This window comes from Streptomyces sp. NPDC050485 (genome assembly GCF_044458185.1).
Lineage (GTDB): Bacteria > Actinomycetota > Actinomycetes > Streptomycetales > Streptomycetaceae > Streptomyces.
The window spans coordinates 58,955-83,679 of sequence record NZ_JBITHR010000016.1; the positions used below are offsets into that span (position 1 = coordinate 58,955).

Annotated in this window: 27 protein-coding genes; 20 read left to right on the forward strand and 7 right to left on the reverse strand. The window is 69.0% G+C overall.

The window, feature by feature from the left end; genetic code table 11:
* Positions 1-252 precede the first annotated feature (252 nt).
* The 8 genes from hemL to ACIBK6_RS28565 all read left to right on the forward strand — a co-directional run bounded on the left by hemL (position 253) and on the right by ACIBK6_RS28565 (position 8,619).
* Positions 253-1,575 (forward strand): glutamate-1-semialdehyde 2,1-aminomutase, encoded by a 1,323-nt coding sequence (gene hemL, locus ACIBK6_RS28530; protein WP_399054263.1) that lies wholly within the window; start codon positions 253-255, stop codon positions 1,573-1,575.
* The gene (locus ACIBK6_RS28535) at positions 1,572-2,258 is read left to right on the forward strand and encodes a histidine phosphatase family protein (RefSeq protein WP_399054264.1); all 687 of its coding nucleotides are present in this window, start codon (positions 1,572-1,574) and stop codon (positions 2,256-2,258) included. Before hemL ends, ACIBK6_RS28535 begins: the two co-directional genes overlap by 4 nt.
* 319 nt (positions 2,259-2,577) lie before the next feature.
* Positions 2,578-3,786, forward strand: a complete 1,209-nt coding sequence (locus ACIBK6_RS28540) for a hypothetical protein (RefSeq protein WP_399054265.1) — start codon at positions 2,578-2,580, stop codon at positions 3,784-3,786.
* 77 nt (positions 3,787-3,863) lie between these two features.
* Positions 3,864-4,472, forward strand: coding sequence for a TlpA family protein disulfide reductase (locus ACIBK6_RS28545; protein ID WP_399054266.1), 609 nt, complete (start codon positions 3,864-3,866; stop codon positions 4,470-4,472).
* Positions 4,473-4,479: 7 nt separating this feature from the next.
* Positions 4,480-5,241 carry a cytochrome c biogenesis CcdA family protein gene (locus ACIBK6_RS28550; protein ID WP_399054267.1) on the forward strand — a complete coding sequence of 254 codons (762 nt, stop codon included), beginning with the start codon at positions 4,480-4,482 and terminating at the stop codon, positions 5,239-5,241.
* 3 nt (positions 5,242-5,244) lie between these two features.
* On the forward strand, positions 5,245-7,002 hold the full coding sequence (locus ACIBK6_RS28555) for a cytochrome c biogenesis protein ResB (protein WP_399054268.1): 1,758 nt from the start codon (positions 5,245-5,247) through the stop codon (positions 7,000-7,002).
* Positions 6,999-8,090, forward strand: a complete 1,092-nt coding sequence (gene ccsB, locus ACIBK6_RS28560) for a c-type cytochrome biogenesis protein CcsB (protein WP_399054269.1) — start codon at positions 6,999-7,001, stop codon at positions 8,088-8,090. The genes ACIBK6_RS28555 and ccsB overlap by 4 nt, the downstream gene beginning before the upstream one ends.
* 25 nt (positions 8,091-8,115) lie before the next feature.
* Positions 8,116-8,619: an SRPBCC domain-containing protein gene (locus tag ACIBK6_RS28565; RefSeq protein WP_399054270.1), complete on the forward strand. Its 504-nt coding sequence runs from the start codon at positions 8,116-8,118 to the stop codon at positions 8,617-8,619.
* A gap of 21 nt (positions 8,620-8,640) precedes the next feature.
* Here ACIBK6_RS28565 and ACIBK6_RS28570 read toward each other — a convergent pair whose 3' ends face one another.
* Complete coding sequence (locus tag ACIBK6_RS28570) at positions 8,641-8,898, reverse strand: PLD nuclease N-terminal domain-containing protein (protein WP_399054272.1); 258 nt, start codon at positions 8,896-8,898, stop codon at positions 8,641-8,643.
* A gap of 88 nt (positions 8,899-8,986) precedes the next feature.
* Here ACIBK6_RS28570 and ACIBK6_RS28575 point away from each other — a divergent pair, with 88 nt between their 5' ends.
* The 3 genes from ACIBK6_RS28575 (at position 8,987) to ACIBK6_RS28585 (ending at position 12,137) form a co-directional block, all read left to right on the forward strand.
* Positions 8,987-10,444 (forward strand): menaquinone biosynthesis decarboxylase, encoded by a 1,458-nt coding sequence (locus ACIBK6_RS28575; RefSeq protein WP_399054273.1) that lies wholly within the window; start codon positions 8,987-8,989, stop codon positions 10,442-10,444.
* A gap of 79 nt (positions 10,445-10,523) precedes the next feature.
* Entirely contained in the window at positions 10,524-11,426 is a 903-nt protein-coding gene (gene mqnP, locus ACIBK6_RS28580) for a menaquinone biosynthesis prenyltransferase MqnP (RefSeq protein WP_399054274.1), read from the forward strand.
* A 24-nt stretch (positions 11,427-11,450) separates the two neighbouring features.
* The gene (locus tag ACIBK6_RS28585; RefSeq protein WP_399054275.1) at positions 11,451-12,137 is read left to right on the forward strand and encodes a UbiX family flavin prenyltransferase; all 687 of its coding nucleotides are present in this window, start codon (positions 11,451-11,453) and stop codon (positions 12,135-12,137) included.
* A gap of 31 nt (positions 12,138-12,168) precedes the next feature.
* On the opposite strand, the gene ACIBK6_RS28590 is transcribed toward ACIBK6_RS28585, so the two are convergent.
* Complete coding sequence (locus tag ACIBK6_RS28590; RefSeq protein ID WP_399054393.1) at positions 12,169-12,297, reverse strand: hypothetical protein; 129 nt, start codon at positions 12,295-12,297, stop codon at positions 12,169-12,171.
* A gap of 142 nt (positions 12,298-12,439) precedes the next feature.
* Between ACIBK6_RS28590 and ACIBK6_RS28595 the strand changes: the two genes are divergently transcribed.
* The 6 genes from ACIBK6_RS28595 to ACIBK6_RS28620 all read left to right on the forward strand — a co-directional run bounded on the left by ACIBK6_RS28595 (position 12,440) and on the right by ACIBK6_RS28620 (position 17,687).
* Entirely contained in the window at positions 12,440-12,889 is a 450-nt protein-coding gene (locus tag ACIBK6_RS28595; RefSeq protein WP_053728817.1) for an Lrp/AsnC family transcriptional regulator, read from the forward strand.
* A gap of 55 nt (positions 12,890-12,944) precedes the next feature.
* Complete coding sequence (gene mqnE, locus ACIBK6_RS28600; RefSeq protein WP_399054276.1) at positions 12,945-14,108, forward strand: aminofutalosine synthase MqnE; 1,164 nt, start codon at positions 12,945-12,947, stop codon at positions 14,106-14,108.
* An 11-nt stretch (positions 14,109-14,119) separates the two neighbouring features.
* On the forward strand, positions 14,120-14,644 hold the full coding sequence (locus ACIBK6_RS28605) for a GNAT family N-acetyltransferase (RefSeq protein WP_399054277.1): 525 nt from the start codon (positions 14,120-14,122) through the stop codon (positions 14,642-14,644).
* 89 nt (positions 14,645-14,733) lie between these two features.
* Positions 14,734-15,030 (forward strand): DUF4229 domain-containing protein, encoded by a 297-nt coding sequence (locus ACIBK6_RS28610; RefSeq protein WP_399054278.1) that lies wholly within the window; start codon positions 14,734-14,736, stop codon positions 15,028-15,030.
* A 430-nt stretch (positions 15,031-15,460) separates the two neighbouring features.
* A complete protein-coding gene (locus ACIBK6_RS28615; RefSeq protein ID WP_399054279.1) occupies positions 15,461-16,810 on the forward strand; it encodes a dicarboxylate/amino acid:cation symporter in 1,350 nt (449 codons plus the stop codon).
* A gap of 451 nt (positions 16,811-17,261) precedes the next feature.
* Positions 17,262-17,687 (forward strand): RICIN domain-containing protein, encoded by a 426-nt coding sequence (locus ACIBK6_RS28620; RefSeq protein WP_399054280.1) that lies wholly within the window; start codon positions 17,262-17,264, stop codon positions 17,685-17,687.
* Between the two features lie 64 nt (positions 17,688-17,751).
* On the opposite strand, the gene ACIBK6_RS28625 is transcribed toward ACIBK6_RS28620, so the two are convergent.
* Positions 17,752-18,054, reverse strand: a complete 303-nt coding sequence (locus ACIBK6_RS28625; protein ID WP_399054281.1) for a DUF397 domain-containing protein — start codon at positions 18,052-18,054, stop codon at positions 17,752-17,754.
* Positions 18,051-18,908 (reverse strand): Scr1 family TA system antitoxin-like transcriptional regulator, encoded by an 858-nt coding sequence (locus ACIBK6_RS28630; RefSeq protein WP_399054282.1) that lies wholly within the window; start codon positions 18,906-18,908, stop codon positions 18,051-18,053. Before ACIBK6_RS28630 ends, ACIBK6_RS28625 begins: the two co-directional genes overlap by 4 nt.
* Before the next feature lie 125 nt (positions 18,909-19,033).
* Between ACIBK6_RS28630 and ACIBK6_RS28635 the strand changes: the two genes are divergently transcribed.
* Together ACIBK6_RS28635 and ACIBK6_RS28640 are read left to right on the forward strand one after the other, a co-directional pair.
* On the forward strand, positions 19,034-19,474 hold the full coding sequence (locus ACIBK6_RS28635; RefSeq protein WP_399054283.1) for an ATP-binding protein: 441 nt from the start codon (positions 19,034-19,036) through the stop codon (positions 19,472-19,474).
* Between the two features lie 70 nt (positions 19,475-19,544).
* The gene (locus tag ACIBK6_RS28640) at positions 19,545-20,576 is read left to right on the forward strand and encodes a hypothetical protein (protein ID WP_399054284.1); all 1,032 of its coding nucleotides are present in this window, start codon (positions 19,545-19,547) and stop codon (positions 20,574-20,576) included.
* 251 nt (positions 20,577-20,827) lie between these two features.
* On the opposite strand, the gene ACIBK6_RS28645 is transcribed toward ACIBK6_RS28640, so the two are convergent.
* Entirely contained in the window at positions 20,828-21,343 is a 516-nt protein-coding gene (locus ACIBK6_RS28645; protein ID WP_399054285.1) for a DUF4188 domain-containing protein, read from the reverse strand.
* A gap of 97 nt (positions 21,344-21,440) precedes the next feature.
* Between ACIBK6_RS28645 and ACIBK6_RS28650 the strand changes: the two genes are divergently transcribed.
* Positions 21,441-22,082, forward strand: coding sequence for a MerR family transcriptional regulator (locus tag ACIBK6_RS28650; protein ID WP_399054286.1), 642 nt, complete (start codon positions 21,441-21,443; stop codon positions 22,080-22,082).
* Positions 22,083-22,205: 123 nt separating this feature from the next.
* Here the strand turns inward: ACIBK6_RS28650 and ACIBK6_RS28655 are convergent, their stop codons facing one another.
* Positions 22,206-23,357 (reverse strand): lipase family protein, encoded by a 1,152-nt coding sequence (locus ACIBK6_RS28655; RefSeq protein WP_399054287.1) that lies wholly within the window; start codon positions 23,355-23,357, stop codon positions 22,206-22,208.
* Positions 23,358-23,498: 141 nt separating this feature from the next.
* On the reverse strand, positions 23,499-24,506 hold the full coding sequence (locus ACIBK6_RS28660) for an AraC family transcriptional regulator ligand-binding domain-containing protein (protein ID WP_399054288.1): 1,008 nt from the start codon (positions 24,504-24,506) through the stop codon (positions 23,499-23,501).
* Positions 24,507-24,725: the final 219 nt, after the last annotated feature.

Consider the following 24,725-nt stretch of genomic DNA (forward strand, 5'->3'; position numbering starts at 1 on the left):
CCTGTGCCGTCCCCGACGGTGGGCGCGCTCGGGACCCCGGTCGTCGGTCCCTTCGCCCAGTCCGCCACCGCGATGCATATCCTTCACCCGACTGCTTGTAGCCCGACTGCTTTGTAGACGGCGCGGCCCCCACCGCGCAACCCGATGATCCGCCGATGCAACTCGATCATCTGCGGATCATCGTGTCATTGACCTCCCCCGCGCGGGTGCGGTGAAACACCAGTCCGCAAGAACGTCCGGCCCTCTGCCACCATGGCGTGTGTGAGCTATCCGTACGAATACGACGCCCCAGTTTCGCAGAACCTCTTCGACCGCGCTTCCGCCGTGACGCCCGGCGGCGTGAACTCCCCCGTCCGTGCCTTCCGCGCCGTGGGCGGTACGCCCCGGTTCATGGTGTCCGGTACGGGTCCCTACTTGACCGACGCCGACGGCCGTGAGTACGTCGACCTGGTGTGTTCGTGGGGTCCGATGATCCTCGGGCACGCACACCCCGAGGTCATCGCCGCCGTGCAGGAGGCCGTCGCCCGCGGCACCTCCTTCGGTACGCCCGGCGAGGGCGAGGTCGTGCTCGCCGAGGAGATCGTGGCCCGGGTCGAGCCGGTCGAGCAGGTCCGCCTGGTGTCCTCCGGCACCGAGGCGACCATGTCCGCGATCCGCCTGGCCCGCGGCTTCACCGGCCGCGCCAAGGTGATCAAGTTCGCCGGCTGCTACCACGGTCATGTGGACGCGCTGCTCGCCGCCGCCGGTTCCGGGGTCGCCACATTCGGCCTCCCGGACACCCCCGGGGTCACCGGCGCGCAGGCCGGCGACACGATCGTGCTGCCGTACAACGACCTGGACGCGGTGCACGCCGCCTTCCACGCGCACCCCGGCGAGATCGCCTGTGTGATCACCGAGGCGTCGCCCGGCAACATGGGCGTCGTACCGCCCAAGGACGGTTTCAACGCCGGGCTCAAGGCGGCCTGTGCGAAGAACGGCGCGCTGTACATCTCCGACGAGGTGATGACCGGGTTCCGTACGTCCAAGGCGGGCTGGTTCGGCGTCGACGGCGTCACTCCGGACCTGATGACCTTCGGCAAGGTCATGGGCGGCGGCTTCCCGGCCGCGGCATTCGGCGGCCGAGCCGACGTGATGGGCCACCTCGCCCCGGCCGGCCCCGTCTACCAGGCGGGCACCCTCTCCGGGAACCCCGTCGCCACCGCCGCCGGGCTCGCCCAGCTGCGGCTGCTCGACGACGCGGCGTACGCCAAGGTCGACGCGGTGTCGAGGGAGATCCAGGCGCTCGTCACGGCCGCGCTCAGCAAGGAGGGCGTCGCCCACCGGCTGCAGACCGCGAGCAACATGTTCTCCGTCTTCTTCACGGACGGCGAAGTCCGCGACTACGACGACGCGAAGAAGCAGGAAGCCTTCCGCTTCAACGGGTTCTTCCACTCGATGCTGTCGCAGGGCGTCTACCTGCCGCCGTCGGCCTTCGAGTCCTGGTTCGTGTCGACCGCCCACGACGAGCGCGCGATCGAGCGCATCGCGGCCGCGCTGCCCGCCGCCGCCCGTGCCGCAGCGGAGGCCACCGCATGAGTGACAGCAAGAGCGACCTCACCGTCGTGCACCTGATGCGGCACGGCGAGGTGCACAACCCGGACGGAGTGCTCTACGGGCGCCGGTCCGGCTACCACCTCTCCGAGCTCGGCCGGCAGATGGCCGACCGGGTGGCCGAGCACCTGGCGGGGCGCGACATCACCCACGTCGTCGCCTCTCCCCTGGAGCGTGCCCAGGAGACGGCGACCCCGATCGCCAAGGTGCACGGCCTGGACCTGGCCACCGACCCGCGGCTCATCGAGGCGGCCAACGTCTTCGAGGGCAAGACCTTCGGGGTCGGCGACGGCGCCCTGCGCAAGCCCGCCAACTGGAAGCACCTGACGAACCCGTTCCGGCCGTCCTGGGGCGAGCCGTACGTCGAGCAGGTCGTACGGATGATGGGCGCGCTTGACGCGGCGCGCGAGGCGGCCCGCGGTCACGAGGCGGTGTGCGTCAGCCACCAGCTGCCGATCTGGATCGTGCGCAGCTTCGTGGAGAAGCGGCGGCTGTGGCACGACCCGCGCAAGCGGCAGTGCACCCTGGCCTCGCTGACCAGTTTCACCTATCAGGGTGACCGGATCGTGTCCGTGGGCTACAGCGAGCCCGCCCGCGATCTCGTACCGGCGCATCTGCTGGCCGGCGCCAAGCCGGTCAAGGGCAAGTCGAAGGCCTTCGGCGCCTGACGCCTGCCGCCTCCGGCAGCCGGACCCGCCCCCACCGGGCGGCCCGGCAGCCCGGGCGCCCGCCGCCGTGCCGCGCGCCCGACCCGCCTCAAGCCACGCCCGACCCGCCCCCCCCGCCTCCCCATCCCCGCCCCACCTCTCGTACGGTTTACGGAGATTTGTGCGATGGAGGGGGAACCATCCCGTCCCTCCCGGCATCCCACATATTGTCCAACTGCGGTGACGCGCTTGGGCTTCGTGGACGACGAGACGACGGTGCGACGCGATGGGGACGGACGGACAGATGCGGGAGATCGGTCGGAACTTCAGCCGAAGGGGCATGCTCGGACTGGGACTCGGGGCTGCCGCGGCGGCCGGGCTGGCCGGCTGCGGCAAGGGCGGATCGGGCGGCGGATCGGGTGGCAAGGGCGACGACGCGGCCGCCAAGAAGGCCGACGCGAAACTGATAGGCGACGGTTCCACTTCGGACACCGGTAAGCAGCCGCACCAGCCCGACAAGCCCGTCCCGCTCGAACCCGGCCAGACCCCGCCCCAGTTCGTCGTCTTCTCCTGGGACGGCGCCGGCGAGGTCGGCAACGGCCTCTTCCCGCGCTTCCTCCAGCTCGCCAAGGACCACGGCGCAGGCATGACGTTCTTCCTCTCCGGGCTGTACCTGCTGCCCGAGGAGAAGAAGCGCCTCTACCAGCCGCCGAACAACCCCGTCGGCGCCTCCGACATCGGCTACCTCTCCGATCCGCACATCAAGGAGACGCTGAAGTACGTCCGCCAGGCGTGGACCGACGGCCATGAGATAGGCACCCACTTCAACGGCCACTTCTGCTCCGGGCGCGGCACCGTCGAGCACTGGACCCCGGCCCAGTGGCAGAGCGAGATAGACCAGGCGGTCGACTTCGTCACCAAGTGGAAGACCAACACCGGCTGGACGGACGAGGACCCGCTGCCGTTCGACTACCGGCGCGAGCTCGCCGGCGGCCGCACGCCCTGTCTGCTCGGCCAGGACAACCTGCTGCCGACCGCGCAGAAGCTGGGCTGGCGCTACGACGCCTCCTCGCCCGGCGGCACCCAGGTGTGGCCGGTCAAGCGGCACGGCCTGTGGGACCTGCCGCTCCAGCAAATACCCTTCCCCGGGCATTCCTTCCAGGTCCTGTCGATGGACTACAACATCCTCGCCAACCAGTCGCAGAATTCGACCAAGGCGCCGCCGGCCAACTATCCCGGCTGGCGCAAGCAGGCAACCGAGGCGTATCTCGCCGGATTCAAGCGCGCCTACGAAACCAATCGCGCGCCGTTCTACATCGGAAACCATTTCGAGCAGTGGAACGGCGGCATCTACATGGATGCCGTCGAGGAGGCGTTCAAGGGCATCGTGGCGCAGCGGGACGAGAAGAAGGATGTGAGGCTCGTCTCCTTCAAGCAGTACGTCGACTGGCTCGACGTTCAGGACCCGAAGGTGCTCGCCAAGCTCCGTACGCTCAACGTGGGACAGGCCCCCGCCGGTGGCTGGAACACGTTCATGACGTCTGTTTAGGCGTCCCTGACAAGGGGCTTTCCGGGCAGCCAGGGGGGCGCGGAAGATCCCCGAAAGCGCCATGCGAAACTTTTCACATGTCCGTGAGTCCTGCCTTCCGACGCCGTCGCCCCCTGACGCTGGCCGCGGCTGCCGCGGCCGCCGGTGCGTTGACCCTGACGGCCTGCAGTTCCGGCGGTACGTCCGGTGGTTCCGGTGACACCAAGTTCGTCACCGGCACCGGCGGCATCTCCACCGTGGCCAAGGGCGACCGCAAGAACGCCCCCGAGCTCTCCGGCGACACCGTCGACGGCAAGCAGTTCGACGTCGCAAGCCTCAAGGGCAAGGTCGTCGTCCTGAATGTGTGGGGCTCGTGGTGCGCGCCCTGCCGGGCGGAGGCGTCGTATCTGGCCAAGGTCTCCAAGGAGACGAAGGCCAAGGGCGTCGAGTTCGTCGGGATCAATACCCGGGACACGGACAAGGGCCCGGCCCAGCAGTTCGAGAAGCAATTCGGCGTCGACTATCCGAGTCTGTACGACCCGATCGGCAAGCTCATTCTGCGTTTTCCGAAGGGCAGCCTGAATCCGCAGGCCATTCCCTCGACGATCGTTCTCGACCGGAACGGAAAGATCGCCGCACGCGCCCTGATGGCGCTGGACGACACCAAGCTGCACCAGATGATCGACCCGCTGATCGCGGAGAAGTGATCTTGTGATGGCACTGGCCGCCGTCGGCGGAATGAACGAGACGGTGTTCAGCGGGGCCCTGCTCGTGGCCCTGCCCGTCGCCGTACTCGGTGGCCTCGTCTCGTTCTTCTCGCCCTGCGTACTGCCGCTGGTCCCCGGCTATCTCTCCTACGTCACCGGAGTCACCGGAACCGACCTGGCCGAGGCGCGGCGCGGCCGGATGGTCGCGGGCGCGAGCCTGTTCGTGCTCGGCTTCACGGCGGTCTTCGTCTCCGGCGGCGCGCTGTTCGGCTACTTCGGCAAGAACCTCCAGGACCACGGGAGCACGCTCTCCAAGATCCTCGGCGTGCTGATGATCCTGATGGGCGTCTTCTTCATGGGCCTCATGCCCTGGATGACCCAGCGCGAATTCCGCATCCACAAGCGGCCGGTGACGGGTCTGGCGGGGGCGCCGGTGCTCGGCGCGCTCTTCGGCATCGGCTGGACGCCGTGCCTCGGGCCGACGCTCACCTCCGTGAACGCGCTGGCGATGGACCAGGCGAGCGCGGGGCGCGGGGCGATACTGACGGTCGCGTACTGCTTCGGCCTCGGGCTGCCGTTCGTGCTTGCGGCGGTCGCCTTCCGCAAGGCGCTCGGCGCCTTCGGCTGGGTCAAGAGGCACTACGCATGGGTGATGAGGGTCGGCGGCGGCATGATGATCGTGACCGGTGTGCTTCTGCTGACCGGCGCCTGGGCGGAGCTCGTCCAGCAGGTGCAGGGCTGGTCCCAAGGCTTTCAGGTGGGTGTCTGACGCATGAGCAAGACCGAATCGACCCCGGGGCCCGGCCTCGGTGAAGCCGGGCCGGAGCCCGACGTCGGGGAAGCGGGTACGGAGCCCGACCTCGGCGCAGCCGGGGCGCAGCTCTCGACCGCCCCCACCGAGGAGCGGTCCAACGGCCCCGTCGGCATCGGTGTCATCGGCTGGATCCGCTGGTTCTGGCGGCAGTTGACGTCGATGCGGGTCGCGCTGATCCTGCTCTTCCTGCTGTCGCTCGGCGCCATCCCCGGCTCGCTGATCCCGCAGACCAGCGTCGACGAGATGAAGGTCGCCGACTTCCAGAAGCGGCACGACACCATCTCGCCGATCTACGAGAAGCTCGGCCTGTTCCACGTCTACAGCTCGGTGTGGTTCTCCGCGATCTACATCCTGCTGTTCCTCTCGCTCATCGGCTGCATCGTGCCGCGCACCTGGCAGTTCGTCGGCCAGCTGCGCGGTCTGCCGCCGGCCGCGCCCGGCCGCCTGACCCGGTTGCCCGCGTACACGACCTGGCGGACCGGGGCCGAGCCCGAGCAGGTCCGCGAGGCCGCGCTCGCGATGCTCAAGAAGCGCCGCTTCCGGTCCCGGATCAGCGGGGACGCGGTCGCCGCCGAGAAGGGCTATCTGCGCGAGGCCGGCAACCTGATCTTCCATGTTTCGCTGATCGTGATCCTGGTGGCGTTCGCCACCGGACAGCTCTTCAAGTCCGAGGGCCACAAGCTCGTCGTCCAGGGCGACGGGTTCTCCAACACGCTCACGCAGTTCGACGACTTCAAGTCCGGCTCGCTGTTCAACACGGAGGACCTGGCGCCGTTCAGCTTCACCCTGGACCGGTTCGACGCGACGTATCAGCGCACCGGGCCCGAGAAGGGCACGGCCCGCGAGTTCAAGGCGCACCTCACCTACTCCGAGGGCGCCAACGGCAAGCCCCAGGAGAAGACCGTCGAGGTCAACAAGCCGCTGGACGTGGACGGTTCGAAGGTCTACCTGCTCGCGCACGGCTACGCGCCGACGGTCACCGTGAAGGACGGCCGGGGCCAGGTCGTCTTCCACGGCGCGGTGCCGCTGCTGCCGATGGACAACAACATCACGTCCAGCGGCGCCATCAAGGTGCTCGACGGCTACCGGGACGCCAAGGGCAACAAGGACCAGCTCGGTTTCGCCGCGTTCTTCGTGCCGACCTTCGGCGGCAGGGGCACCGGCCAGATGTTCTCGCAGTTCCCCGCCCTCGACTTCCCGGTCCTCAACGTCGGCGCCTACCACGGCGACCTCGGCGTCGACTCGGGACTGCCGAAGAACGTGTACCAGCTGGACACCAGCAGCCGTTCCATCAAGCCGTTCAAGGACGCCAACGGCAACATCCTGAAGAAGCTGCTGCTGCCGGGCGAGAGCCTGGACCTGCCCGACGGCGCCGGGTCGATCACCTTCGACAAGGGGCCCGGCGCGATCAAGCAGTGGGCGAGCTTCCAGATCTCCCACCAGCCGGCCAACGGTCTCGCCCTCACCGGTGCGATCGGTGCCATCGCCGGACTCGCCGGCTCCCTGTTCATCCAGCGGCGCCGGATCTGGGTCCGGGCCGTCACGGGCGACGACGGAGTCACCGTCGTCGAGATGGCCGGACTCGGCCGCAGTGAGTCCGCGAAGCTACCCGAGGAGCTGGCCGATCTCGCGGTCACGCTCATCCCGCAGGCGCCGACCGCGCCGGATCCCGAACCCGAATCCTCAGTTGTTCCTGCCGAAGGGGCTGAGAAGTGAATCTCGCCGCCGCCACCAATGAGAGCCTGGCGCACACCAGCAACTACCTGATCTATTCGTCGATGGCCGTGTACCTGCTGGCCTTCTTCGCCAACATGGCCGAGTGGCTCTTCGGCAGCCGCAGCAAGGTCGCCCGCACGGCGGCCGCGCTGACCGGCGCCGCGCAGGACGGCCAGGACGCCGGCACCGTCAAGGTCGAGGTCGCCACCAAGAACGGCGGCACCGCCGTCCTGGAACGGCCCAAGATCGTGACGCGCTCCGTCTCGGGCGCCCGCGACGTGCCGGACGGCCCTGGTGCCTCCGGCGGCGACGAGAAGGGCGACCTCTACGGCCGCATCGCCGTCTCGCTGACGGTCCTCGCCTTCCTCATCGAGTTCTCCGGTGTGCTGACCCGCGCGCTGTCCGTGCAGCGGGCGCCGTGGGGCAACATGTACGAGTTCAACCTGACCTTCTCCACGGTCGCGGTCGGCGTGTACCTCACGCTCCTCGCCCTGAAGAAGAACATCGGCTGGCTCGGACTGCCGCTGGTCACCACGGTCCTGCTCGACCTCGGCCTCGCGGTCACCGTCCTCTACACCGCCAGCGACCAGCTCGTTCCCGCGCTGCACTCGTACTGGCTGTGGATCCACGTCTCCACCGCGATCTTCTGCGGCGCGGTCTTCTACGTCGGCGCGGTCGCCACGATCCTCTACCTCTTCCGCGACAAGTACGAGGCCAAGCTCGCCGAGGGCGGCACGCCGGGCAACTTCGCGACCTCGGTCATGGAGCGCCTGCCGGCCGCCGCCTCGCTCGACAAGTTCGCGTACCGCGTGAACGCGGCCGTCTTCCCGCTGTGGACGTTCACGATCATCGCGGGCGCGATCTGGGCGGGCGACGCCTGGGGCCGCTACTGGGGCTGGGACCCCAAGGAGGTCTGGTCCTTCATCACCTGGGTCGCGTACGCCTGCTACCTGCACGCCCGCGCCACCGCCGGCTGGAAGGGCCGCAAGGCCGCCACCCTCGCGCTGATCGCGTTCGGCTGCTGGCTGTTCAACTACTACGGCGTCAACATCTTCGTGAACGGAAAGCACTCCTACGCAGGCGTGTAGTTCCGTACGGAGAGACACTGGTGCCATGACCGAGCTCCTTGGTTATGGCACCAGCGCGTTTCAGGACGGCGCCTGGCTGCTCCACTACGAGCTGCATCTGCCGCATCCGGTGGAAGAGGTCTGGGCGGCCGTCGCGACGCCCGAGGGGCTGCCCGGCTGGCTCGCCGCCGCCGATGTCCTCGAACCCCGGCTCGGCGGCGCGGTCACGCTGCGCTGGCTGAACAACGAGGCCGACGGGGTGCACAGCGGGACCGTCACGGCCTGGGACGTCGACCGCGTCGCCGAGTACACCGTCGACCTGCACGGCCGCATCAGGTTCCACCTGGAACCGGAGGGCCCGGACGGCACGGCCGTCCGCTTCACCAACGGGTTCCCCGGCAGCGAATCGATGCGTCTGGACTGCCTCGCCGGCTGGCACAACCACTTCGAGTTCCTGGCCGACGCGCTGGACGGCCGCCCCAAGGACTGGTCGTCCTGGTCGCCGGAGCACTGGCGGAAGCTGAGGGACGCGTACGTCAACCGGCGGTGACGGCATCGACGCGGCGGACTGCTACGGCTCGTCCCTGTTCAGGGAGGCCAGGAACTCCGGGTTGTCGTCGGGAGCGACGTAGCGCGCGGGCGCCCGCCGCACCTTGCCGGCCACCAGCCAGGCGACCGGGCCGAGCAGGACCTCGCCAAAGAGCAGCACGATGATGATCCACACCACCTTGGGCAGGCCCTTGACGTCCTGTTCCGGGGTGTTGAGGCAGTCGATGAACGCGTAGATCCACAGCGCCAGGACCAGCAGGAACGGCAGATACCTGAGCATGGTTGGGCGGTCCCCCCGGGAGCGGTTGCGGGCCGTGCCTCGGCCCCGGTGACGGGCCCAGGGTATCGGGTGCCCGATACTTGACCCCATGGCTTACGACGATCTCCGCTCGCTGCTCAGGGCGCTGGAGCGCGAGGGCGACCTCAAGCGCATCAAGGCCGAAGTCGACCCGTACCTCGAAGTCGGCGAGATCGTCGACCGGGTCAACAAGGCGGGCGGTCCGGCGCTGCTGTTCGAGAACGTCAAGGGCGCCGCGATGCCCCTGGCCATGAACGTGTACGGGACCGACCGGCGCCTGCTCAAGGCGCTCGGCCTGAAGTCGTACGCGGAGATCAGCGACAGGATCGGCGGGCTGCTCAAGCCGGAGCTGCCGCAGGGCTTCGTCGGGATCCGGGAGGCCTTCGGGAAGCTCGGCTCGATGGTGCACGTGCCGCCGAAGAAGGTGAAGCAGGACAGCGCGCCCGTTCAGGAGGTCGTGCTCACCGGCGACGATGTCGACCTCGACCGGCTGCCCGCGCTGTTCACCTGGCCCGAGGACGGCGGCTCGTTCTTCAACCTGGGGCTCACCCACACCAAGCACCCCGAGACCGGGGTCCGCAACCTCGGGCTCTACCGGCTCCAGCGCCACGACAAGCGCACCATCGGCATGCACTGGCAGATCCACAAGGACAGCCGCAACCACTACGCGGTGGCCGCCAAGAAGGGCGAGCGGCTGCCCGTGGCGATCGCCTTCGGCTGCCCGCCGGCCGTGACGTACGCCTCCACCGCGCCGCTGCCCGGGGACATCGACGAGTACCTGTTCGCCGGGTTCATCCAGGGCAAGCGGATCGAGATGGTCGACTGCAAGACCGTGCCGCTGCAGGTCCCGGCCAACGCCGAGGTCGTCATCGAAGGCTGGCTGGAGCCGGGCGAGATGCTCCCCGAGGGGCCCTTCGGCGACCACACCGGGTTCTACACCCCGCAGGAACCGTTCCCCGCGCTCACGATCGACTGCGTGACGATGCGCAGGCGCCCGCTGATCCAGTCCATCGTGGTCGGCCGGCCGCCGACCGAGGACGGTCCGCTCGGCCGGGCCACGGAGCGGTTCTTCCTCCCGCTCCTCAAGATCATCGTGCCGGACATCGTGGACTACCACCTGCCGGAATCGGGCGGCTTCCACAACTGCGCGATCGTCTCGATCGACAAGAAGTACCCCAAGCACGCGCAGAAGGTCATGCACGCGATCTGGGGCGCGCACATGATGTCGCTCACCAAGCTGATCGTGATCGTGGACGCCGACTGCGACGTCCACAACTTGCACGAGGTGTCCTGGCGGGCCTTCGGGAACACCGACTACGCCCGCGACCTCACCGTCGTCGAAGGACCGGTCGACCACCTCGACCACGCCTCCTACCAGCAGTTCTGGGGCGGCAAGGCGGGCATCGACGCGACCGCGAAGTGGCCCGAGGAGGGCTACACGCGGGACGGCGGCTGGCCCGCGATGGTCGAGTCGGACCCGGAGACGGCCGAACGGGTCACCAAGCGCTGGAAGGAATACGGGCTGTGAGGCGGAGGCAGATGATGGAGAACGGCAGCGCGGAGCCGGGGTTTCCCCGCCCGCGCGGGGATGAACCGGAGTACGGCCTGTGAGCAGCGCCGCCGCAGCAGTCCCGCAGCCCGGTCGCACCAAGGCGTTTCTTCGCCTGGTCATGATCGAGCACTCGGTCTTCGCGCTGCCCTTCGCCTACATCGCCGCGCTGACCGCGATGTTCCAGCTCGACAAGAACATCCACTGGGTGCGGCTGCTCCTGGTCACGCTCGCGATGGTGGGGCTGCGCACCTTCGCGATGGCCTGCAACCGGATCATCGACCGCGAGATCGACGCCCGCAACCCGCGCACCGCGGGCCGCGAACTGGTCACCGGCGCGGTGTCGGTGCGCTCCGCCTGGACGGGCGCGCTCATCGCCCTGGTCGTCTTCCTCGGCGCGGCCGCCGCGCTGAACCCGCTGTGCCTGGCGCTGGCCCCGGTCGCGGTGATCCCGATGGTGGTCTATCCGTACGGGAAGCGGTTCACGAACTTCCCGCAGGCCATCCTGGGCATCGCGCAGGCGATGGGCCCGGTCGGCGCCTGGATCGCGATCACCGGGGCCTGGTCCTGGGACTCGGTGATCCTCGGCCTCGCCATCGGCATCTGGATCGGCGGCTTCGACCTGATCTACGCCTGCCAGGACGTCGAAGCCGACCGCGGCCACGGCGTGAAGTCGGTCCCGGCCCGGTTCGGCATCCCGGCCGCGATCCAGGGTGCCCGCGGCTGCCACAGCGTGACGATGGCGCTGCTGGTCTGGTACGCCGTGGCGACCGGGGCCGGATTCTTCTTCTGGCTCGGCCTGCTGATCGTGCTCGGGGCGTTCCTGTACGAGCACACCCTCGTCAAGCCGCACGATCTGTCCCGCCTCAACCGGGCGTTCTTCCAGGTCAACGGCTTCATCGGAATCGCCCTGTTCGGGTGCGCGCTGCTCGACCTCCTGGTCCGGGGCCTCACCGTCTAGGGGTGCCCCGATAGGCTCGGACACGTGGAGCACGTGAACGTACACAGTCAGCAGCGCACCCCGTGGATCGTCGGCGTGTCGGGTGCGTCCGGGACGCCGTATGCGGCGGCGGTGCTGCGGGGGTTGCTCGCGGCCGGGGAGAGCGTCGATCTCGTGGTGTCGCGGGCCGCGCGGCTCACGCTGCTCGACGAGACCGGCATCGCGTTCCGGGACGCGCACTGGCAGGACGATCTGCGGACCTGGCTGGCGCGGGGCGCGGACGGGAAGCCGCACGCGTTCGAGGTGAGCACGCAGGGCGTGCGGCACTGGGCGGCCGGGGATCTGGCCGCCGGGCCCTCGTCGGGCTCGTACCCCGTGAAGGGGATGCTCATCGTGCCGGCCTCGACGGCCTGCGTGGCCGGGGTGGCGCTGGGGCTCTCGAAGGATCTGCTGCAGCGGGCCGCGAGCGTGACGCTCAAGGAGCGGCGGAAGCTGGTGGTGGCGGTGCGTGAGACGCCGCTGAACGGCCAGACGCTCAAGCATCTGGTGACGCTGGACGAGGCGGGCGCCGTGGTGCTGCCCGCCTCTCCGGCGTTCTACGCGGGGGCGACGCACATCCAGGATCTGGTGGACTTCGTCGCGGGGCGGGTGCTGGATGCGGCAGGGGTGCCGCACGGCCTGTACCGCCGTTGGGAGGGAGAGATCGGATCGGGGCGCCCCCTGGTCGAGTGAAGCCGAGACCTGGGGGAGGCTCCCGCCGGGGTCAGCGCTTCTTCTTGGCGGCGCGCTTCACGGCGCGGTGCTTCGTCGCGGACGGCTGGTGGGCACGAGAGCGGTTGGCCAGGTCCTGAAGCTCGCGCATCCGGGCGTAGGCCATCTCGATCGTGTACACGGTGACAACTCCTGAAAGATCGTCTTTGATCTGCTGGAAATTTATCCACACAGCTGCATGAATCACAGGGTGTTGACCCTGCATGCCTTAGATTCTACACGTAAACTCGCGGTATCGCTGAACAATGGAAGGCTTCAGGCATATGGACGCCGTCGATAGGCAGCTCATCCAGGCACTGCGCGAGAACGGCAGGGCCTCGTACGCGGAACTGGGCCGGCTCGTCGGGCTCTCCGGCCCCAGCGTCACCGACCGCATCAACCGGCTGGAGGCGGCCGGGGTCATCACGGGATACCGCGCCACCGTTGACGCGGCCTCGCTCGGCCTCGGGGTCACCGCGCTGATCGGCATCTCGCTCTCCGACGCCGCCGACCACGAGGACGTGGCCCGGCGACTGCGCGACCTCGCCGAGATCGAGGACTGCTGGTTCATCGCGGGCGACGACTCGTACATGCTCAAGATCCGGGCCGGCGACGTCGACGGCCTGGAGAAGACGATCCGCCGGCTCGGATCGACCAAGGGCGTCTCGCGCACCCGCACCACGATCGTGCTCTCCACGAAGTGGGAGAACCGGGTCGGAGAACTGCCCGAGTAGGTCGGGGCGTACCTTTGGTGGAGCCTGAAAGACACACGTATGGGAGGCGGCCTTGATGGACGCGGGACTCAAGCGCGAGCTGGAGCAGAAGGTCCGGGCCGGTGAGCGGCTCAGCCGCGAGGACGGTATCGCGCTCTACGCGTCGGACGATCTGGCCTGGCTCGGCGGGCTCGCCCACGAGGTGCGCACCCGCAAGAACGGCGACGTCGTCCACTTCAATGTGAACCGTCACCTCAACATGACCAACGTGTGCACGGCGTCGTGCGCGTACTGCTCGTTCCAGCGCAAGCCGGGCGAGAAGGACGCGTACACGATGCGCATCGAGGAGGCCGTCCGCCTCGCCAAGGCGATGGAGAACGACAACCTCACCGAGCTGCACATCGTCAACGGGCTGCACCCGACGCTGCCCTGGCGCTACTACCCGCGTTCGCTCAAGGCCCTCAAGGAGGCGCTGCCGAACGTCGGGCTCAAGGCGTTCACGGCGACCGAGATCCACCACTTCGAGACGATCTCCGGGCTGAGCGCGAGTGAAATCCTGGACGAGCTCATCGACGCCGGTCTGGAGTCGCTGACCGGCGGTGGCGCCGAGATCTTCGACTGGGAAGTACGCCAGCACATCGTCGACCACAAGACCCACTGGGAAGACTGGTCGCGCATCCACCGGCTCGCCCACGAGAAGGGCCTCAAGACCCCTTCGACCATGCTGTACGGGCACATCGAGGAGCCGCGCCACCGCGTCGACCACGTGCTGCGGCTGCGCGAACTCCAGGACGAGACCGGCGGCTTCCAGGTCTTCATCCCGCTGCGCTACCAGCACGACTTCGTGGACATGCAGGACGGCAAGGTCCGCAACAAGCTCCAGGCGCGCACCACGATGGCGACCGGCGCCGAGGCCCTGAAGACCTTCGCGGTCTCCCGCCTGCTGTTCGACAACGTGCCGCACGTGAAGTGCTTCTGGGTCATGCACGGCCTCCAGACCACCCAGCTCGCGCTCCAGCACGGCGCGGACGACATGGACGGCTCGGTCGTCGAGTACAAGATCACGCACGACGCCGACAACTACGGCACGCCGAACAAGCTGACCCGGGACGACCTGCTCGACCTCATCCGCGAGGCCGGCTTCCGCCCCGTGGAGCGCAATACGCGGTACGAGATCATCCGCGAGTACCCGGGCCCGGACACGGAGCTGCGCGAGACGCCGCAGCCGATGCGCTTCTGAGCGTGGCCGCCATGGCACTCACCTTCCAGCTCGACCCGCCGGTCACGCCCGCCCTGCGGGACGGCATCCTCGCCCTGTGGGCCGAGGTGTCCAACGCGGGCGGGGCCGTCGGATTCGTACCGCCGGTCACCGTCGAGGACGTACGCCCCGAACTCGTCAAGCACTTCGCGGCCATGGCCGAGGGGCGGATGCGGCTGCTCGTCGGGTACGACGAGGAGGGGCGGGTCGCCGCCACCGCGTTCGTCGCGTACAACGCGCACCGCCTGATGAAGCACTGGGTGTGGCTGTACACGGTCATGGTGCACCCCGGTCACCAGGGCAAGGGATACGGGCGCGACCTGATGGCGGCGACCGCCGATGCCGTACGCGGCTTCGACGGCATCGAGGCGATCCGGCTCACCTGCCGGGGCGGGACCGGCATCGACCGGTTCTACGCCTCGTGCGACTACAAGGAGGTCGGGCGGGTGCCCGGCGCCATCCGGGTCGCCGACGGAGACGACCGGGACGACATCATCATGCTGCTCCCGCTGCACTGAGCCGAGGCCGGCGGGCGCCCGCCCAATAGATCCAATTGCGGGCGTGCTTCACTAGTCGGGCAGGGGCAACCGTAGAGAGAAGGTCAGTCGTGAACGCCGCCAAGCCGAGCGCCACCATCTGGTACACCATGCTGCGCGTGGGGATCTTCATCGGCAGCCTGGTCTTCGTCGGCCTGCTGGTCCAGTTCGGGGTGCTGCCCAAGGGCCTCGGCCACGCCAACTTCGTCTGGGTCATCCTGCTCGCGCTCGTCATCTCGGCGCCGCTCAGCTTCGTGCTCCTGCGCAAGCAGCGCGACGCGATGTCCGCCCAGCTCGTCACCAAGGTCGAGCACGCCAAGGCGAAGCTGGAGGCGAACCGCTCCCAGGAGGACGGTCTCGTCCAGTAGGCGCCGCGTCGCCGAGTAAGGCACCTCACACATTCCGACGGCCCCGCCCCGAAGCCAACGCTTCGGGGCGGGGCCATCGCCATTTCCGGCCGTGGGGCGGCCAGTTCACGCCGAACCCGGGGCGGGGTTCGGGTCATCCCGGGTAAAAGAACTGCTTTGAGGTTCTCAAAGTTCAAGTGTTAACGTGTTCGACATGACGACAGCAGCAGTGCACCAGCACCCCACCGGCGGAGCCGTTCCGCTCGTGGCGCGTCTGCATGTCGACCTCTGCCGCTGCATGTCCGCGGTCTGTTGCCGCGACGTCTGACCCCGGCATCATGCGGCGGTGTCCCCAGCCTTCTGCGACCGGTCCACGCTGACCAGTCCTCTGTGAACGGGCGCCGCGCTCTTCTTCGAACGTCTCCGTCTCCGCTCACCCGGGAGTGTGTCCGTGTCCGCGTCCACCGCGACCACCGACGAGAAGCCCAAGCGCGGCTTCTCCATATCGTCCAAGTTCCCGTTCTGGGCCCAGATCATCGCGGGTCTCGTCCTCGGCGGCCTGCTCGGCTGGCTCGCCCGCAGCCAGGACATCAGCTGGCTCAAGTCCACCCTTGAGCAGATCGGCAGCATCTTCGTCCAGCTCCTGAAGCTGGCCGTCGCGCCGCTCGTCTTCTTCGCGATCCTGGTGTCGATAACCAACCTGCGCAAGGTCAACAACGCCGCCCGGCTGGCCTCGCGCACGCTGCTCTGGTTCATGATCACGTCGCTGATCGCGGTGGCCATCGGCCTCGCCATCGGCCTGCTCACCAACCCGGGCGCCGGCACCGGCCTCACCCCGAAGGACGGCAAGCTGCCCAAGCACACGGGCTCCTGGCTGGACTTCCTCACCGGCATCATCCCGACCGACATCATCACGCCGTTCACCCAACTGAACGTGCTGCAGATCGTGTTCATGGCCGCCGTCGCCGGTATCGCGCTGCTCCAGCTCGGCGAGAAGGCCAAGCCGATCCTGACCCTCAGCGAAGCCGTTCTGGAGCTGCTCCAGAAGGCCCTGTGGTGGGTCATCCGGCTCGCCCCGATCGGCACCCTCGGCCTCATCGGCTTCGCCATCGCGGACTACGGCTGGGACCTCATCGGCAAGTACGCCACCTTCACCGCCGACGTCTACATCGGCTGCGCCCTGGTGATGTTCGGCGTCTACCCGCTGCTGCTCGCCACCGTCGCCAAGGTCAACCCGATCCAGTTCTTCAAGGGTGCCTGGCCCGCGATCCAACTGGCCTTCGTCTCCCGCTCCTCGGTGGGCACGATGCCGCTGACGCAGAAGGTCACCGAGCGGCTCGGCGTACCCAAGGAGTACGCGTCCTTCGCGGTGCCGTTCGGTGCGACCACCAAGATGGACGGCTGCGCGGCGATCTACCCGGCGCTCGCCGCGATCTTCATCGCCCAGATCTTCGATGTGCACCTCGGCGTCGGCGACTACGTCCTGATCGCCTTCGTGTCGGTCATCGGCTCGGCGGCCACGGCGGGCCTGACCGGCGCCACGGTCATGCTGACCCTGACCCTCTCCACCCTTGGCCTGCCCCTGGAGGGCGTGGGCCTGCTGATGGCGATCGACCCGGTGCTGGACATGATGCGTACGGCGACCAACGTGGCGGGGCAGTCGCTGGTGCCGGTCGTGGTGGCGGCCCGGGAGAACATCCTGGACCGCGATGTCTTCAACGCGGTGCACCTTTCGCCGGTCGACGACGACCACGACGCTCGCGAGCCGGAGCAGAAGGTGGCCGTCCCGGCCGCTGCCTGACCGCCCCGCCCCTGAGACGCCCGCGCCCCGCCTGCCGGGGGCGCGGGCGTTGGCGTGTGTGCGGCGGGGGGTGAATCGTCAGGAGGGCTGGTACGCCGCGCCCTCTGCGGCGTGGATGCCCACTTCACCTCGTAGACGCAAACCGGGCGGAGCTCCACCGGGCCCCGTGGCCGGGCGGGGACGCCTGCGTGCGGTGTGGCGCGGAGGCGGCTTGACGCGGGCGCGGGGCCGGTCCGGGGGTGGTTGGGTCGGTATGCGGAAGCACGGCCTGGCTGGTTCCGGGCGGTGGATGGTGCCGTTCCGGGCGTACGTATGCGCTCAAGTCCCTTATCGGCAAGCCATGTTGATTGATGCGGGACCGACCGGATCCGACCGTTACGCTCCGACCAGTCCGCTCATAGGGTGAGGGAGCTCGATCAGACCCGTACACCGTCCTGACCTGGAGGCTTTCATGCCGATCCTGCCCGATGGCGAGTACCTGATCAAGAACGCCGCCGAAGACCTGTACGCGGACGTCTCCGGCGGGAGCCCGCTGCCGAACGCGCCCATCATCGGCTGGCCGCTGAGCAAGGAGCCCAACCAGAAGTGGCGGTTCACCTGCATCAACGGCATCAACGAGTACCAGATCAGGAGCTCGCTCGGCAGTGGTGAGGTGTTCTTCGCTCTGAGCGCCCTGCGCATCTACCCGCCGCGGGTCGCGGTGCAGCCCTTCCCCGAGCGGTGGTCGGTCGAGCCCGTCGGCGAGAACCTGTTCCGCATCGCCTTCCCGTACATGGACGGCGTCGTGACCCTCCCCGACGGTCAGCGGGGCACCCAGCTCACCGTCCAGCCCTTCGAGGGGCTCCGCTTCCAGAAGTGGATCTTCGAGCAGGCCTGAGTCGGGCCAAGGCGCGGCCGCACCCCTACCCGAAGGGGGTGCGGCCGCGTCGTCATGCCGGCGCTCACTGCGCGGCGTACGCGGCAAACGCCGCCCATGCCTCCGGCGCGACGGCCAGTTGAGGACCCTGCGGGTCCTTGGAGTCCCGGATGTGGACGGTGGAGGGGTGGGCGGCGATTTCGATGCACTCGCCTCCCGCTCCGCTGCTGTAACTGGACTTCCGCCAGGCGTAAGCGAGTTCAAGGCACTCGCCGCCTTCGCCGCCGCTGTAGCTCGACTTTCGCCAGGTGTAGGCGAGTTCTATGCACTCGCCGCCCTCGCCGCCGCTGTACGTGCTCTTGAACCAGACCGGTTCGGTGGTGTTCATAGTTCCCCCAGCATCTTCTCGATCAGGGACAGCGACTCCCGTGGGGTGAGAGCCTGCGCCCGGATGATCCCATAGCGGTCCGTGATGTGGCGGACCTCTTTCGCGGTGGTGATCAGGCGTGGGTAGCCCTGGATCTCGGTGTATGCCACCTGGTGGCCGCTCTTGGTGGTGATGAGGGTGAACGAGCCGTCCATGTTCGGGTGTTCCTCGCGATCGGTCGGCAGCACCTGGATCTCCACGTTGCGCAGTCGGCCGATCCGCAATAGTTGCCGCAACTGCGCGTCGAGCACGGACCGTCCGCCCACAGGGCGCTGGAGGATGACTTCTTCGAGGACGAAGCTGTACGTCGCCGACGTCCAGCGCTCCAAGATCTGCTGGCGGGCCAGCCGGTCGGCCACGCGGGTTTCGACGGTCTCTTCGTTCAGCAGCGGGCGCCGATGCGTGAAGATGGCTCGCGCGTAGTCTTCGGTCTGGAGCAGCCCGTGCACTGCCTGGTTGTTGTAGTTGTGGAACTCGATGGCCTCAGCTTCAAGCTTCGCGTAATCCCGGTACCACGCCGGGTGCCGCGTGCGGGCCTTCGCCTGGGCCTTGCGTACGTCGTCCTTGGCGACGCTCAACAGGCCGCCTGCGCTGAGGAGTTCGTCAGCCTGGTCCAGGAAGTCGGGCTGCGGAATGCGTACGCCCCTTTCCATCGCCGAGACCTGGGCCTCGCCGTACCCCACCGACCGGCCGAATTCCCGCTGGGTCAGGCCCGCCCGCTCGCGCAGCACCCGGATCTGTTTGCCCAGGGCGCTGAAGAGCTCGGACGTACCTTCGGCTTCGCCCGGCGATTCCGGGCGGCGTTCCTGATCCACCTATGCCTCCGCGCACGCGGTTACGGTCAACAACCCTTACAGAACGCAGCACTTACCCGTACAGGAAACGGGTGTTGCGCCGCCGCCCCTGTTCAGCGTACGCACACATCGTCACGCTCGGTGACATGAATCCCCAATCCGCCGTCACGGCAACCGAGTTCGTCCAGAGATTCAGCAGTACGCGGCGCGGCGCGCGGCTTGCGCGGTGGCTGGCGGTGCAGCAGTTGGACGCGTGGGGGATCCCGTACGGGAGCCCGCGTTCCGACGCCGCCGCGCTCGTCGTCGCCGAGTTCGCCGCCAATGCCGTGACCCACGGTCATGTACCGGGGCGGGACTTCGAGCTGCGGATCACGCTGGGGGAGCTGCTGCGGATCGAGGTCGGCGACGCTCGGGGCGAGCGCGAGCCCGCTCCGTCCGCGCCGGTACCGGGCGAGGCCGAGTGCGGGCACGGGCTGCTGCTCGTGGCGGCGGTCGCCGTGGCGTGGGGCGTGAAGGCGCGGCCCGGGGTGGGGAAGGTCGTGTGGGCCGAATTGCATCCGGACGATCAGAGGCGGGGGGTAGTGTAAAGAGAAAGTCAAGGGCGACATATCATGCGGGTGACCGTTTATGAGTTTCCAGTGAAACTGGGGGAACCACATGAAATTCACGCGTATATCCGCATTTGTCGCATCTGCCGCCATCGCGCCGGCCGTTCTGCTCGCCTCTCCGGCGTACGCCGCCGACGCCAAGGCGCCCGCTGTTTCGGCGCCCGACGCCGGGTCGAAGACCCCCGCACAGCAGGAGGAGGACGACCGGGCCGAGATCCTTCGGCTCATGGGGGCCAAGGGGGCGGGGCCCGTGTTCAAGGAGTTCGGGAGCGATGCCATCGACCGCGGCGCGGCCGCGATGCGGCGGTTCCTTGAGGTCGGCCAGTTCATCGCCCGCGACGACGACAACCGGGTCGCGATCGCCCAGATCATCGACCAGGGTGGCCGCGGCGTACGCCGGGAGGGCGACAAGGCGCTCAACGGCACCCCCGAGGACCGAGTGAAGTTCCTGGAGAAGGGCCAGTACGACGCCCGGTTCGAGGATGACCGCGTGCACGTCTTCCAGATCATCAATGCCGGTGGGCCTTCGGTGCGGGAAGCCGCAAGCAAGGCCCTGGACGCGAACACCCGCGAGGCCATCAAGCAGTTCCTCGAAGTCGGCCAGTTCGAGGCCCGCATCATCGACAACCGGGTGCTGGCAATGCAGATCCACAGCGTGGGCGGTCCGTCCGTGAAGGCGGCCGCGAAGAAGGCCCTCCTCGGCACCCCCGAGGACGTCCAGGCCTTCCTCGACAAGGGGCAGTTCGAGGCGCGCAAGAAGGACGAGGCGGACGCTGCGGCCGCGAAGGGCAAGGACAAGGGCAAGGGCACGCCGAAGCCGGACGCCTCCAAGGGCGCCGGTAAGGACACCGGCACCGCTGGTGTGACGGAGAAGGGCGACCAGGGCGCGAAGCCGGTCGCCACCGGCTCGGCCACGCCGTCCGCCCCGGCGGCCCAGAACGCCGCCGCCGCCGGTACCTCCCTCGCCGCCACGGGCGCCGGATCCGCGCTGCCGTGGGCCGCGGGCGGTACCGTCGTCGCGCTCGCCGGGGGTGCGGGCCTGCTGGTCGCCGCCCGTCGGCGCCGTTCCGCCGAGGGCTGACCCCAGTCAACTCCCGGGCGCCGAGCCATAGTTACTCGGCACCCCGGGGTGTGATCCACGTCGCGGTGTGAGCCCGATCAACTTCCGGGCGCTGAGTCGCAGTTACTCGGTGCCCGGAGTGTGAGCCCCGTTGCGGTGGGCCATCAGCCCGGTCAACTCCCAGGTAGCGAGACGCAGTTACTCGCGCCCGGAGCGCGAGCCGCACTGCGGTTGGCCCCCAGCCCGATCAACCCCCGTGCAGCGACCCGCAGTTACTTCGCACCAGCCCGAGCCCCGCTGCGGTGGGCCAGTCGGTCCGCGGCTCGCCGCCCCCGGCTCTCGATCGGCAGCACCCCCGTGGCTGCCGCGAGGCCGAAGGGCGGCATGTCCGCGTAGATCGACTCGTACGAGCCCTCGGGCACGACGTACGTCTCGTGCCACAGCCCCACGTGCTGGCGCAGCTTGCCCTTGCGCTCCTTGCCGTTGAGGATCGCCCACGCCCGGCGGTGGAACATGTCCGGCGCGTGCGCGTAGGCGTACAGCTTCTCCTTCGACTCCCAGTACTGGACCACGTAGTACGTACGCGGTGACGCGGTGAGCAGGACGTGGCCCAGCAGGCCCCGCTGCTTGTCCTTGGCGAGTTCGCGGAGCATCCGCGGCATCGCCAGGAACACCGGCAGCCACTGGTGCACCGCCCAGAAGTGGTTGATCCGCATCCCGATCAGCAGAACCACCGCATCGCCCTCGACGGCCGCAGTGGTGCGGCCCGGGATCGGCTTGGCGAACATGCTGCCTCCAGAATCCTGGCAAGTCCCTTGTTGGATAACGGAGTTATCCATGCCTTGTGTCTTGGATAATGGCGTTATCCAGGAAGGGGCGCAAGGGATGCGGCTGGCGGAGTTGAGCGAGCGGAGCGGTGTCTCCACGGCGACGATCAAGTACTACCTGCGGCAGGGGATGCTGGCACCCGGCCGCAAGGTCGGTCCGACCACGGCCGACTACGACGAGAGCCATCTGCGCCGGCTCCGCCTGGTGCGCGCCCTGATCGAGGTCGGCCGCCTCCCGGTGGCCACCGCCAAGGAGGTGATCGGGTACGTCGACGACGACTCGCTCGACCGCACGATCCGCCTGGGCGCGGCCCTGTGGGCCCTGCCGCACGGGCCCGACCCCGACGACGCCGACGAGTCCGTGGCGATCGCCCGCACCGAGGTGCACCGGCTCCTTGGGATGCTCGGCTGGACGACCACCCGCGAGCTCGGTGAACTCTCCCCCGACCATAGGGCGTTGATCGTCGCGGTGGCCGCGCTCATCCGGCTCGGCTACCCCTGGGACGCCGAACTGATGGCTCCGTACGCCCAGTTGATGTACCAGGCCGCCGTCCGCGACCTGGACTTCGTGGAGACCCATCCCTCCGAGGCCGAGAAGGTCGAGACCGCCGTCGCCGCGACCGTTCTGTTCGAACCGATCCTGCGCGCACTGCACCGCCTCGCCCAGCAGGAGGAGTCCACCCGCCGGTACGGGCTGTAGGCAGGTACGTGATGGGCCCGCCCCATGCCGCAGCGATGAACCCGCCCCCATGTCGCAGTGAAGGGGGCGGGCTCTTGCCATGCAACGAGGGGCGGGCTCGCGCGCGCAACTAGCGGCCCACGCTCAGCAGTTACCCCCTGCCGGCTTCCCCGCGAAGCGGTCCGCCAGCCAGTTGGCGGCCGGGACGCCGCCCACCGTCACGCCGCCGATGTGGCCGAGCAGCGGCAGTGCGTGCCACTCCACGTTCGCGCCCCTGGCGCACCAGTCGGAGCGGAGCTGCTGTCCCACGGCGTACGGGATCAGCTCGTCCACCGTGCCGTGGTACAGGTACACCGGCGCGTCCGGGCGGTGCGTGCCGAGCTTCGACTCGGCCAACCGGGCCTGCCAGTCCGGCTGTTGGAGCGGGTTCTTCACGGTCAGGTCGGTGATGTGCTTGAAGGAGCCCACCGTGGTGTCGGCGGCCACGCAGTTGTTCTTGAAGTAGTCGACCAGCGCCTTGCCCGCCGGGTTCAGGTACGAGTCCAGCTTCAGCTCGGGGAAGGCGGCGTTCTGGCCCGCCGCCGCCATGAAGATGAGGCCGGAGCCGAGGCCGCCGTCGTTGGAGGCGGCGACCTTCATGAGGTCGGCCGGGACGCCGCCGGTCGCGGTGCCCTTCACCTTCAGCTCGGGGGCGTACGAATCGTGCAGCTCGGCCGCCCAGCTGCTGGCCTGGCCGCCCTGGGAGTAACCCATGATCCCCACGGGGGAGTCGGCGTCGACGCCCGGGATGCCGAGGCGCTCGGCGGCGCGGGCCGCGTCCAGGACGGCGGCGCCCTCGGCTCGGCCGACCGTGTAGGTGTGGTCGCCGGGGGTGCCCAGGCCCTCGTAGTCGGTGACCGCGACCGCCCAGCCCTTCTGCACGACCTGGTTGATCAGGGTGGCCTCGACGGCCGTTCCGTACGGGAAGTTGGCGCTCGGCGCGCAGGAGTCGCCGAGCCCGACCGTGCCGACGGCGTACGTCACGAGCGGGCGCGGTCCGGTGCGGCCGTCGTTGGGCACGATGACGGTCCCGGAGACCACGTTCGGGCCGCCCTTGGCGGTGGTGGAGCGGTAAGTGACGTGCCAGGAACGGGTGTTGGTCCACTGGCCGGGCAGTGGATGGAACTCGGTGGGGGACTGGGTGACGATGTCCCCGGGTGCGGCGGTCGCGGGGTCGTCGGCGAATGCGGTGGGGGTGGCTGCCGAGAGGAGGAGTGCGGCGGTGATGGCACCGGCGACTCTGGTACGGACGTGCATGCGGCTCTCCCAACGGTCTGGTGGGGCGCGGGCAGTTGAGGAGAAGGTAGTGACTGACCGGTAGGTACGGCGCTGACCGTACCGCTCACCTTCACTGACCCGGGCGACAGGAACCGGGTTCGCCGAGCCGGTCGACAGTCGTTACTGGTTCAGCCGATAGGCACCCGGCGTCGTCCCCGTCCAGCGGCGGAAGGCGCGGTGGAAGCTGGTGTCCTCCGAGAAGCCGAGCCGGGCCGCGATCTCCGCGATCGGCTCGCGGCCCTCGGCGAGGCCGGCGATCGCGGCATCGCGCCGTACCGCGTCCTTGAGCTGCTGGAACGAGGTGCCCTCCTGCGCCAGGCGGCGGCGCAGGGTCGCCGGGGACATGGCGAGCCGGGCCGCCGTCTCGTCCAGGGTGGGCAGCCGGGGCGAGTCGCGCAGGGCGCCCGCGAGCGCCCGGCGCACCTGCTCGCCGACGGTCGTGCCGTACGCGCGGCGGCTCAGCAGTTCGAAGGGGGAGCGGCGCAGCATCCGGTCCAGGGCGGCCTCGTCGCGTACGAGGGGAGCGGTCAGCCAGTGCGCGTCGAACACCGCCTCGGTGCGGGTGTCCCCGAACCGGACCGGGCAGCCGAACAGCGACTCGTACTCGTCCTTGTGCGGGGGCGGCGGATAGCCGAAGGCGGCGCGGGTCAGCGGGATCCGGCGGCCCACCAGCCAGCTGCACAGCCGGTGCCAGATGATCACGAGGCACTCGGTCAGGAACCGGTCCTCGTCGTGGCCCGCCAGCTCGTTGCGGATCGCGAACACCGCGTCCGTGCCGGTCACTTGGAGGGTGAGGTCGGGGCCGTGCGCGAACAGGCCGTAGAAGGCGGTGCCGCGGCGCATCGCCCCGCCGAGGTCGCGGCAGGCAAGGACCGCGTAGCACATCATCGCGAAGGTGCCGGGGCGGCTGGGGGCGCCGCCGAGCCCGAGGAACTCGTCCCCGGTCGCCCGGTACAGCGCGCGGAAGAGCAGCGCGAACTGGGCCGGGGTGACCCGCGCGCGGTCGTCGCCGAGCAGCAGCGGTGGAATGCCGGACGCCTGGAGCAGTGGCACAGTGTCGATGCCGTGCCGCTCGGCCCCGCGCAGCACGGCCCGCACATGGTGCACGGTGATCGTCGGCTTCGCCACGGTCAACGACGGTAGCGGGGTTGAGCGCTGAGGTCAGCCGGGCTGACGTTTCCTGTCATCCCGCGCGGGCGGGGCCGGTACGTACTGTCAGGTCGCGGACCCCGGGTTGAGCGCTGGGGTCAGCCGGGCTGACGTTTCCTGCCATCCCGCGCGGGCGGGGCCGGTACGTACTGTCAGGTCGCGGACCCCGGGTTGAGCGCTGAGGTCAGCCGGGCTGAC

What these genes read in the sequence shown, in the direction of transcription:
- ACIBK6_RS28650 (WP_399054286.1), top strand. Translation starts at nt 21,441, where the DNA reads ATGCGGCTGGCGGAGTTGAGCGAGCGGAGCGGTGTCTCCACGGCGACG.
- ACIBK6_RS28640 (WP_399054284.1), top strand. Translation starts at nt 19,545, where the DNA reads ATGAAATTCACGCGTATATCCGCATTTGTCGCATCTGCCGCCATCGCG.
- ACIBK6_RS28565 (WP_399054270.1), top strand. Translation starts at nt 8,116, where the DNA reads ATGACCGAGCTCCTTGGTTATGGCACCAGCGCGTTTCAGGACGGCGCC.
- ACIBK6_RS28635 (WP_399054283.1), top strand. Translation starts at nt 19,034, where the DNA reads ATGAATCCCCAATCCGCCGTCACGGCAACCGAGTTCGTCCAGAGATTC.
- mqnE (WP_399054276.1), top strand. Translation starts at nt 12,945, where the DNA reads ATGGACGCGGGACTCAAGCGCGAGCTGGAGCAGAAGGTCCGGGCCGGT.
- ACIBK6_RS28570 (WP_399054272.1), bottom strand. Translation starts at nt 8,898, where the DNA reads ATGCTCAGGTATCTGCCGTTCCTGCTGGTCCTGGCGCTGTGGATCTAC.
- ACIBK6_RS28545 (WP_399054266.1), top strand. Translation starts at nt 3,864, where the DNA reads ATGTCCGTGAGTCCTGCCTTCCGACGCCGTCGCCCCCTGACGCTGGCC.
- ACIBK6_RS28595 (WP_053728817.1), top strand. Translation starts at nt 12,440, where the DNA reads ATGGACGCCGTCGATAGGCAGCTCATCCAGGCACTGCGCGAGAACGGC.
- ACIBK6_RS28555 (WP_399054268.1), top strand. Translation starts at nt 5,245, where the DNA reads ATGAGCAAGACCGAATCGACCCCGGGGCCCGGCCTCGGTGAAGCCGGG.
- hemL (WP_399054263.1), top strand. Translation starts at nt 253, where the DNA reads ATGGCGTGTGTGAGCTATCCGTACGAATACGACGCCCCAGTTTCGCAG.
- ACIBK6_RS28535 (WP_399054264.1), top strand. Translation starts at nt 1,572, where the DNA reads ATGAGTGACAGCAAGAGCGACCTCACCGTCGTGCACCTGATGCGGCAC.
- ACIBK6_RS28550 (WP_399054267.1), top strand. Translation starts at nt 4,480, where the DNA reads ATGGCACTGGCCGCCGTCGGCGGAATGAACGAGACGGTGTTCAGCGGG.
- ACIBK6_RS28645 (WP_399054285.1), bottom strand. Translation starts at nt 21,343, where the DNA reads ATGTTCGCCAAGCCGATCCCGGGCCGCACCACTGCGGCCGTCGAGGGC.
- ACIBK6_RS28655 (WP_399054287.1), bottom strand. Translation starts at nt 23,357, where the DNA reads ATGCACGTCCGTACCAGAGTCGCCGGTGCCATCACCGCCGCACTCCTC.
- ACIBK6_RS28575 (WP_399054273.1), top strand. Translation starts at nt 8,987, where the DNA reads ATGGCTTACGACGATCTCCGCTCGCTGCTCAGGGCGCTGGAGCGCGAG.
- ACIBK6_RS28620 (WP_399054280.1), top strand. Translation starts at nt 17,262, where the DNA reads ATGCCGATCCTGCCCGATGGCGAGTACCTGATCAAGAACGCCGCCGAA.
- ACIBK6_RS28540 (WP_399054265.1), top strand. Translation starts at nt 2,578, where the DNA reads ATGCTCGGACTGGGACTCGGGGCTGCCGCGGCGGCCGGGCTGGCCGGC.
- ACIBK6_RS28625 (WP_399054281.1), bottom strand. Translation starts at nt 18,054, where the DNA reads ATGAACACCACCGAACCGGTCTGGTTCAAGAGCACGTACAGCGGCGGC.
- ACIBK6_RS28605 (WP_399054277.1), top strand. Translation starts at nt 14,120, where the DNA reads ATGGCACTCACCTTCCAGCTCGACCCGCCGGTCACGCCCGCCCTGCGG.